The sequence below is a fragment of the Intrasporangium sp. genome (assembly GCF_035688975.1).
GTDB lineage: Bacteria > Actinomycetota > Actinomycetes > Actinomycetales > Dermatophilaceae > CALMNV01.
The window spans coordinates 1-9,126 of record NZ_DASSMH010000146.1; the positions used below are offsets into that span (position 1 = coordinate 1).

The 9,126-nt window shown below is 72.4% G+C and carries 8 protein-coding genes; 1 reads left to right on the forward strand and 7 read right to left on the reverse strand.

Features of this window, described 5'->3' with window-relative positions; all coding sequences use genetic code 11:
- The 6 genes from VFJ94_RS15325 to VFJ94_RS15350 form a co-directional block, all read right to left on the reverse strand.
- Positions 1 to 741 (reverse strand): carboxyl transferase domain-containing protein (locus VFJ94_RS15325; RefSeq protein ID WP_325005093.1); only part of this gene is annotated, 741 nt, incomplete at its 3' end.
- Positions 741 to 1,991 carry a beta-ketoacyl-ACP synthase II gene (gene fabF / locus VFJ94_RS15330; RefSeq protein WP_325005094.1) on the reverse strand — a complete coding sequence of 417 codons (1,251 nt, stop codon included), beginning with the start codon at positions 1,989 to 1,991 and terminating at the stop codon, positions 741 to 743. The genes fabF and VFJ94_RS15325, both read right to left, overlap by 1 nt.
- Positions 1,992 to 2,202: 211 nt before the next feature.
- Positions 2,203 to 2,451 carry an acyl carrier protein gene (locus VFJ94_RS15335; RefSeq protein WP_325005095.1) on the reverse strand — a complete coding sequence of 83 codons (249 nt, stop codon included), beginning with the start codon at positions 2,449 to 2,451 and terminating at the stop codon, positions 2,203 to 2,205.
- Between the two features lie 77 nt (positions 2,452 to 2,528).
- Positions 2,529 to 3,530: a beta-ketoacyl-ACP synthase III gene (locus tag VFJ94_RS15340; RefSeq protein WP_325005100.1), complete on the reverse strand. Its 1,002-nt coding sequence runs from the start codon at positions 3,528 to 3,530 to the stop codon at positions 2,529 to 2,531.
- Positions 3,531 to 3,594: 64 nt separating this feature from the next.
- On the reverse strand, positions 3,595 to 4,779 hold the full coding sequence (locus VFJ94_RS15345; RefSeq protein WP_325005096.1) for an acyltransferase domain-containing protein: 1,185 nt from the start codon (positions 4,777 to 4,779) through the stop codon (positions 3,595 to 3,597).
- 53 nt (positions 4,780 to 4,832) lie between these two features.
- Positions 4,833 to 6,071, reverse strand: coding sequence for a helix-turn-helix domain-containing protein (locus VFJ94_RS15350; RefSeq protein ID WP_325005097.1), 1,239 nt, complete (start codon positions 6,069 to 6,071; stop codon positions 4,833 to 4,835).
- Between the two features lie 175 nt (positions 6,072 to 6,246).
- On the opposite strand from VFJ94_RS15350, the gene VFJ94_RS15355 reads away from it, so the two are divergent.
- Positions 6,247 to 7,317: a glycerophosphodiester phosphodiesterase family protein gene (locus tag VFJ94_RS15355; protein WP_325005098.1), complete on the forward strand. Its 1,071-nt coding sequence runs from the start codon at positions 6,247 to 6,249 to the stop codon at positions 7,315 to 7,317.
- Between the two features lie 99 nt (positions 7,318 to 7,416).
- Here VFJ94_RS15355 and argG read toward each other — a convergent pair whose 3' ends face one another.
- Entirely contained in the window at positions 7,417 to 8,841 is a 1,425-nt protein-coding gene (gene argG / locus VFJ94_RS15360; protein WP_325005099.1) for an argininosuccinate synthase, read from the reverse strand.
- Positions 8,842 to 9,126: the final 285 nt, after the last annotated feature.

Below are 9,126 nucleotides of genomic sequence, written 5' to 3' on the forward strand. Positions count from 1 at the left end.
CTCCGCCGGCAGCAGGGCCGACAGGTCGTACTCCTCGGGCAGGTCGGCGGGGGACAGCCGGCCCTGCCGACCCAGCAGGGCCGCCAGCTGCCGGGCGGTGGCCAGCGCGCTCTCGTCGTCCGGGGTGGTCACGTGGGCCACCCCGGAGCGGCGCCCGTGCGGCTCCGGGCCGCCGAGGCGCAGGGCGTCGACCGCCTCGCCGGTGACCGACCGGACGACGTCCGGTCCGGTGACGAAGACCCGGCCCTCCGGCCCGAGGATGACGATGTCGGTCAGGGCCGGGCCGTATGCCGCGCCGCCGGCGGCCGCGCCGATGACGATGGAGATCTGCGGCACCTTGCCCGAGGCGCGGGTCATGATGGCGAAGACCTCGCCCACCGCGTGCAGCGAGACGACGCCCTCGGCCAGGCGGGCGCCGCCCGAGTGCCAGATGCCGACGACCGGCACGCCGTCGGCGAGGGCGCGCTCGTAGGCCACGAGGATCGCCTTGCAGCCGGCGACGCCCATGGCGCCGCCCTGGACCGTCGCGTCGGAGGAGAAGGCGACCACGGGCTGGCCCTCGACCCGCCCGATGGCGGCGAGGATGCCCGAGTCGTCGTCCGCGGTGATCAGCTCGACGGTGTCCGGGTCGAAGAAGGCCGCGAGCCGCTTGTTGGGGTTGCGGGGATCCTGCTCACGGGGCAGCTTGACCTTCGCCACGGTCGAGGCCTGGGCCGACGCGACCGACGGTTCGCGGCCCATCAGATGCTCCGCACCGCGAGGGCCACGTTGTGGCCGCCGAAGCCGAACGAGTTGTTGAGCGCCGCGATGTCGCCGTCGGGAAGCGTCAGCGCCTTCCCGGTCACGACGTTGAGCGGGATCTGCGGATCCTGGTCGTCGAGGTTGATCGTCGCCGGGACGGTGCGGTGGTGCACGGACAGGATCGTGAAGATGGCCTCGAGCGCGCCGGCGGCCCCGAGCAGGTGCCCGGTCATCGACTTCGTCGCCGTCACGGCGATCGACTCCGTGTGATCGCCGAAGGCCCTCTTGATGGCGTTGTACTCGGCGACGTCGCCCACCGGCGTGGACGTGGCGTGCGCGTTGATGTGCAGGACGTCGGTCAGGCTGAGGTCCGCCCGCTCGACGGCGGCGACCATCGCGCGGGACGCGCCGGCCCCCTCCGGCTCCGGAGCCGTGATGTGATGCGCGTCCGCGGACATGCCGACGCTCGCCAGCTCGGCGTAGATGCGCGCCCCGCGGGCGCGGGCGTGCTCCTCGGCCTCGATCACGATGACGGCGGAGCCCTCACCGAGGACGAAGCCGTCGCGACCCGTGTCGTAGGGGCGAGACGCCCGCTCCGGCTCGTCGTTGCGGGTCGAAAGCGCTTGCATCGCAGCGAAACCGGCGATGGGCAGCGGGTGCACCGCGGCCTCCGTCCCACCGGCGACGACGACGTCCGCGCGTCCCGTGCGGATCATGTCGATCGCGTAGCCCATCGCCTCGGCACCCGAGGCGCACGCGCTGACCGGGGTGTGCGCACCGGCGCGGGCGCCGATCTCGAGGGACACCGCGGCGGCCGGACCGTTGGGCATAAGCATCGGCACCGCGAGCGGGTAGACCCGCCGGGGCCCCTTCTCCCGCAGGTTGTCCCACTGGTCGAGCAGGGTCCACACCCCGCCGATGCCGGATCCCACGGCCACGCCGAGCCGCTCGGGCTCGACCTCGGGCTCCCCGGCGTCGGCCCACGCCTCGCGGGCGGCGATGAGCGCGTACTGGCTCGACGGGTCAAGTCGGCGGGTCTCCACCTTGGTGAGGACCTGGTCGGGGGGGACGGCGATCGTCGCCGCGAAGGTCACCGGGAGGTCGTGCTTGCCGACCCAGTCGAAGTCCATCGGGCGGGCGCCGGAGCGTCCGGCAAGGGCGGCTTCCCACGTCTGCGTGGTCGTGCCGCCCAGGGGCGTGGTCGTGCCGAGGCCGGTGACCACGACGCGTCGGTCGCGAGTGGACGTCATGGTGACGTGCTCCTCTGGTTCGGGGTGCTTGGGTCGGTGCTAGCGAAGGTGCTGTGGGGGGAGGCCGTATGCCGCCCCCGGTGCTGTCGCGGTCGCAGGGCCGCCGGGCCCGGCGCCCGCGTGACCGGCCCGTGCGGTCGCGCCGGTCACGCGGACGGCTACGTCAGGCGGCTACGTCGGGCGGCAAGGTCGGGCGGCTACGTCGGCCGGCTCAGGACTGGCCGTTGGCGATGAACGTCACGGCGTCGCGGACGGTCTTGAGGTTCTTGACCTCGTCGTCCGGGATGCGCACGCCGAACTTCTCCTCGGCGTTGACGACGATGGTCATCATCGAGAGGGAGTCGATGTCGAGGTCCTCGGTGAACGATTTGTCCATCTCGACGGATGCCGTGTCGAGACCGGTCTCCTCGTTGACGATCTCGGCCAGGCCCTCGAGGATCTCCTGCTCGGACTGTGCCATCTGTCTGCTCCTTGGTTCGTGGATGGGTGGGTCTGCTGCGTGCTCCCGAATGACCCGTCGGGGGCGGCGGGAACCTGTCAGGGCAGGACGACGACCTGGGCGGCATACACGAGCCCCGCGCCGAAGCCGATCTGCAGCGCGAGGCCACCACTCGGCGCCTCGCCGTCGGCCAGCATGCGGGTGGTCGCCAGCGGGATGGAAGCGGCGGACGTGTTGGCCGTCGTCGCGATGTCGCGGGCCACGGGGACGTCGGCCGGCAACTTCAGCTGCTTGACCATCGCGTCGATGATGCGCACGTTGGCCTGGTGCGGGATGAAGGCGTCGAGGTCGTCGGCGGTGATGCCCGCCCGGTCGATCGCCTGCTGCGCGATGGGCGCCATGCCCCACACGGCCCAGCGGAAGACGCTCTGGCCGGCCATCCCGATCGCGGGCCAGAGGCGCGGGTCGTTGGTGGGCTCGCTCCAGGGCTGGCGCAGCTGGGTCCACGGCTGGACCTGCGAGATGACGTCGCGCTGGGTGCCGTCGGAGCCCCAGACGGTCGGGCCGATGCCGGGGGTGTCCGAGGGGCTGATGACCGCCGCGCCCGCCCCGTCGCCGAAGATGAAGGCGGTGGAGCGGTCGTCGTAGTCGGTGAAGTCGGAGAGCTTCTCGACGCCGATGACGAGGACGTGGTCGGCGGAGCCGGCGCGGACCATGTCGCTGGCGACCGCGACGGCGTAGCAGTAGCCGGCGCAGGCCGCGGAGATGTCCATCGCAGGCGCCGTCGAGCCGAGCCGGGAGGCCAGCTCCGGCGCCGCAGCCGGCGTCTGGTACGGGTGCGTCACCGTCGCCATGAGCACGAAGCCGAGATCCTCAGCGGTGATGCCGGCGTGGTCCAGGGCGTCGCGGGCGGCCGCCTCTGCCATGTCGATGACGCTCTCGTCCGGCTCCGCCACGTGGCGCGACATGATCCCGGACCGCTCGCGGATCCACTCGTCGCTCGAGTTGATCCGCTCGACGAGCTCGGAGTTGGGCACGACGCGCTTGGGCCGGTAGGCGCCGACGCCGGAGATGCGGGAATGCCGCATGGCTGGCGGCATGGCGATGGTTCCGGTGCCCTTGGGGGTGCGGCGGGTGGCGGGGGAGGTCACGGCGTGGCTCTTCTCAGGAGATGGGGTGCAGTCGAAGGATCGGCTGACCGGGGGACACGGGGTCGCCCTCCTCGACCAGCCACTCGATCACCTGTCCGCCATGGGGTGCCGTGACGTCGTAGGTGTCGCGCAGGGTGCTGATGCGGGCCACCACGGCGCCCGGCTCGATCGTGTCGCCGACCGCCACCGACTCGATCTGCACCGCGCCCTTGGACGGGGCGATGACGAGCCGCCAGGTCGGCGACTGCGACTGGGAGTCGCCCGCGCCGGTCGACCCGTGCTCGCGGATCATCCGCTGGGCTGCCTGCACGTCGTCCGGGGTCTTGAGCGCCAGCGTCTCGACGCCGGGCATGGCCCGCTTGGCGAGGCCCACGAGCGTGCCCGCCGGCGGGACCTCGATGAGGCCGGTCACGCCGAGGTCGAGCATGGTCTGCATGCACAGGTCCCAGCGCACCGGGTTGCTCACCTGCCGCACGAGCCGGCTGAGCACCTCCCTGCCGCTGTGCACGACCGTGCCGTCGGCGTTGGAGATGAGCCGGGCGCGGGCGTCGTGCGTCGACATGGCGCGGGCGTAGCCGGCCAGCACCTCGACCGCCGGGGCCATGTGCGAGGTGTGGAAGGCGCCCGCGACCTGGAGCGGGATGACCCGCGCCTTGGCGGGCGGAGAGGCCTTGAGAGCCTCCAGCTGCTCGAGGGTGCCCGCTGCGACGACCTGCCCGGCGCCGTTGACGTTGGCCGGGGTGAGGCCGAGCGTGTCGAGGGTGGCGAGCACCTCGTCGGGGTCACCGCCGAGGACGGCGGACATGCCGGTGGGGGTGACCGCGCTGGCGGCTGCCATCGCGCGCCCACGCTCGCGGACGAAGACCATGGCCTGCTCAGCCGAGATGACGCCCGCGGCTGCGGCCGCCGTGATCTCGCCCACGGAGTGACCCGCCCCGGCGGCCACGGTGCGGAACCCGTCGGCCGGGTGCTCGAAGAGGGCGAGCAGCGAGATGAGTCCGGCTCCCACGATGAGCGGCTGGGCAACCGCCGTGTCCTTGATCGTCTCGGCGTCGGACTCGGTGCCGTGCGCGATGAGGTCCATGCCGGCCACGGCACCGAGCCAACCCATGCGGTCCCGGAAGCCCGGGAGCTCGAGCCAGGGAGCGAGGAAGCCGGGGGTCTGGGAGCCCTGTCCAGGGCAGACGATGACTAGCACCCTTGTAGCCTCGCGGGTCCCGGCGCTGTTACCTGCCGCGGAATGTCACGAAGTCACATGCCATCTATTGGAGGGTTCCTCCAACTCGGCGCGGCCCGGCCCCCTGTGGGACCGCGCTCGGCCGCCGCCAGCCGACCGAGGACGAGCGCGATCCGTGCGGTCCACGCCTCACGGGGGACCGACAGGTCGTAGCCGGTGACGGCCGCGATCCGGCCGAGCCGGTAGCGCACGGTGTTCGGGTGCACGAAGAGGGCCCGGGCGGTGGCTTCCAGCGACCCGCCTCCCTCGAGGTAGGCGTGGGCTGTGTCGAGCAGCGGCGCATGGTTCGGGGTCGCGAGTGGCCGGTGGACGCGGTCGGTGAGGAGGCGTCGCGCCGGCTGGTCGCCTGCCAGCGCACGCTCCGGGAGTAAGGCGTCCGCCTCGACGACTCGCGGGGCCTGGGGCCACGCGGGTGCGGCGGACAGGCCGCTGAGGGCGGCCCGCGCGGAGCGGCCGGCGGCGAACAGGTGCGGCACCGTCGGCCCCACGACGACGGACCCGGTGCCGAAGGCGTCGACCATCTCGCCGACCACCTCAAGAGGCTGCTCGGTCCCGCCGAGGATGGCGATGAGGCGGTTGCGCTGGACGATGGCGAGCGCCTCCACCCCCAGCCGGTCGGCCGTCCGCCGCAGCAGGTCGACCGACGCGGTGGGGCTCGCCTCGCCCGCCGGCGCGCTGCCCACGACGAACGTCACGTGGGCGACCTCGCCCCAGCCGAGCGCCGTCGCCCGGGACTGCATGGAGTCGTCCGCCTCGCCGCGCAGGACCGCGTCCACGACGAGCGCCTCCAGCCGGGCGTCCCAGGAACCGCGGGCCTCCGCGGCACCGGCATACACCTCGGCCGCCGCGAACGCGATCTCGCGGGAGAACCGCAGGACCGAGTCCCGGAGCAGGTCCTCGTCGCCGGGACCCGCGAGCCCCTCCATACGTGACTCGACGACGTCGACGACGGTCCGCACGAGGTCGAGGGTCTGGCGCAGGCTCACCGAGCGGGTCAGCTCCTGCGGCGCGTTGGCGAAGATCGAGGCCGCCGACGGCGCCACCTCTCCCTCGCCGCGGAACCACGCGAGGAACTCGGAGATCCCCGCCTGGGCGACGACGCCCACCCACGAGCGCTCCTGGGCGGTGAGCTCCTGATACCACGTGAGGCGCTCCTCCATCCGGCGCGCGGCCGCCGTGGCGAGGTCGCCCGCGCTGCGGTCGACGGCGCGAGCCGTCTCGGGGCTGGGGCGCCGCCGGCTCAGGGAGGTCACCCAAACAGCGTAGGGCGCGTCCCGGTCGTTCTTTGTATGCCGCGCACAAACCGCCCGGCGGGCCCGTTGTCCGCCGCGTCGTCTTCGGCACCAGGCCCTCACTGGTCGCCCAGTGTTCACCTGGGCGTCGGCTCGAGGCGGGCGACCGGTGGTGTCGGGGGAGTGCACTCGGGGTGTGAAGCGCTTCTTGGGATCTGTGCCCGGCACCGGCCGGGGTCCGCTGGTGGTGGCCCACCGCGGTGCATCGGGATACCGGCCGGAGCACACCGTGCCGGCCTACGAGCTCGCGGCGCGGATGGGTGCCCACTTCATCGAGCCCGACCTCGTCGCGACCGCGGACGGTGTGCTCGTGGTGCGCCACGAGCCGGAGATCTCCGCCACGACCGACGTCGCTGACCGGCCGGAGTTCGCCGACCGGTGGACGACGAAGGTCGTCGACGGGGAGTCCGTGAGCGGGTGGTTCACCACGGACTTCACCCTCGCGGAGCTCCGCACGCTGCGGGCCCGCGAGCGACTTCCGCTCCTCCGGCCGCGAAACACCATGTGGGACAGGCAGTTTCCTATTGCGACCTTTGACGAGGTGCTGACGCTGCGAGCGCGCCTCAGCAAGGAGCTGCGCAGGACCATCGGCGTGTATCCCGAGCTGAAGAGCCCGACCTTCTTCCGCGAGTGCGGGATCGACGTCGCCCGGTTGGCCGCCGACGCCCTCCGCCGGCACCGGCTCAACAGCGAGGGGGCGCCGGTCTTCGTCCAGTGCTTCGAGGTCTCGACGCTCTTCGAGCTGCGCCACGGGCTCGGCGTGCGGGCACCGCTCGTGCTGCTCACCACCGACGGCAGCCCCTACGACCTGGTCGCCAAGGGAGACCGGCGCAGCTACACCGACCTCCTGACCGTGCCCGCGCTCGAGGAGCTGGCCAAGACGATCACCGGCATCGGGGCGGACAAGGACCAGATCATCCCGCGCACGCCCGACGGCCGGCTCGCACCGGAGCCGACGAGCCTCGTCGCGGATGCCCACGCCGCCGGCCTCGTGGTGCACGCGTGGACCTTCCGCGCTGAGAACGCCTTCCTGCCCGCCAACCTGCGGGACGGCGGGCCGGCCGACTACGGGCGCGCCGTGGACGAGCACCTGGCCTTCCTCGGCGCGGGCATCGACGGGCTCTTCACCGACCACGCCGACATCGGCGTGCTCGCCGGGCAGCGCTTCGCCGCCGGAGCCCGACCCCGCCTCGCCACGATGGGCTGAGCCGATGCGGTGGGTCAGTCGGTGCCCATTTGACCGACCGAGCCGAACCGGCGCTCCGGTCCTCCCTCGCTGGCGCTCGGTCGATCCTCGCGCCTTGGCTCAGTCGGTGCCGAACTCCATCGCGGCCCGGTCGAGCGCGTCGTCCTCGCGGTCGACGTCGACGGCCGCGGGGTTGGCCGAGATCGCAGCCGCACCGCCCGGGGCGAGCTCGCCCATGAGCTCCGTGGCGTGGCGGCCGAGGAGGCCGTCGGCGGCATACTGCTCGAGCTTCGCGCGGGAGTCGGCGATGTCCAGGTTGCGCATCGTCAGCTGGCCGATGCGGTCGACCGGGCCGAACGCCGCGTCCTCGGTCCGCTCCATCGACAGCTTCTCGGGGTGGTAGGAGAACGAGGGTCCGCTCGTGTCCACGATCGTCCAGTCGTCGCCGCGGCGCAGGCGCACCGTGACCTCGCCCGTCACCACGGACGCGACCCAGCTCTGGAGCGACTCGCGGGCCATGAGCGCCTGCGGGTCGAGCCAGCGCCCTTCGTAGAGAAGGCGGCCCAGTTTGCGCCCCTCCGCGTGGTAGTTGGCGACCGTGTCCTCGTTGTGGATCGCGTTGAGCAGCCGTTCGTAGGTGAGGTGCAGCAGCGCCATCGCCGGCGCCTCGTAGATCCCACGGGACTTGGCCTCGATGATGCGGTTCTCGATCTGGTCGGACATGCCGAGGCCGTGTCGGCCGCCGATCTCGTTGGCAGCCCGGACGAGGGCCACGGGATCGGCATACGTCTCGCCGTTGATGGCGACCGGGCGGCCGTGCTCGAAGCGCACCGTGACGTCCTCGGTCTCGATGTCGACCGACGGGTCCCAGAAGCGGACGCCCATGATGGGCTCGACGATGTCCATCGACTCGTTGAGGAACTCGAGCGTCTTCGCCTCGTGCGTGGCGCCCCAGATGTTTGCGTCGGTGGAGTAGGCCTTCTCGGCGCTGGCGCGGTAGGGCAGGTCGCGCGAGGTCAGCCACTCGGACATCTCCTGACGCCCGCCGAGCTCGGAGACGAACGTGGCGTCGAGCCACGGCTTGTAGATCCGCAGCCGCGGGTTGGCGAGCAGGCCGTAGCGGTAGAACCGCTCGATGTCGTTGCCCTTGAAGGTGGACCCGTCGCCCCAGATGGAGACGCCGTCCTGCTCCATGGCGCGCACGAGGAGCGTGCCGGTCACGACCCGGCCGAGCGGGGTCGTGTTGAAGTAGGTCTTGCCGCCGCTGCGGATGTGGAACGCCCCGCAGGCGATGGCGGACAGGCCCTCCTCGACGAGTGCGGCCTTGCAGTCGACGAGCCGGGAGACCTCGGCGCCGTACTGGGCGGCGCGGCCGGGGACCGAGTCGATGTCGGGTTCGTCGTACTGACCGAGGTCGGCCGTGTAGGTGCACGGCACGGCGCCCTTCTCGCGCATCCACGCGACGGCCACCGACGTGTCGAGGCCGCCCGAGAACGCGATCCCGACGCGGTCGCCGACAGGAAGAGAGGTCAGTACCTTGGACACGTTGCAAGTATATGCATAGTCGCGCATACCTATCCGGGCCGTATGCCGCCCGTGGCTGGCCTGCCGGCGCCGGGCTGCGCGCGCGGCCCCGGGCTGCCGGCGTGCCGACATGCCCGAGCGGTCCACGCAGTGCCGGCCGCAATCCACACCCCCGGTCCAGGACAGCGGCCCGTCCACAGGTCACCGCCCGGCTTCGCCGCGGGCGGCCGCCTCGCGCGAGGCTGATGGGTCATGGACCTCAAGCTCATCGCCCGGGACGGCGTCTTCTCCGCGGCCGACGCCGCC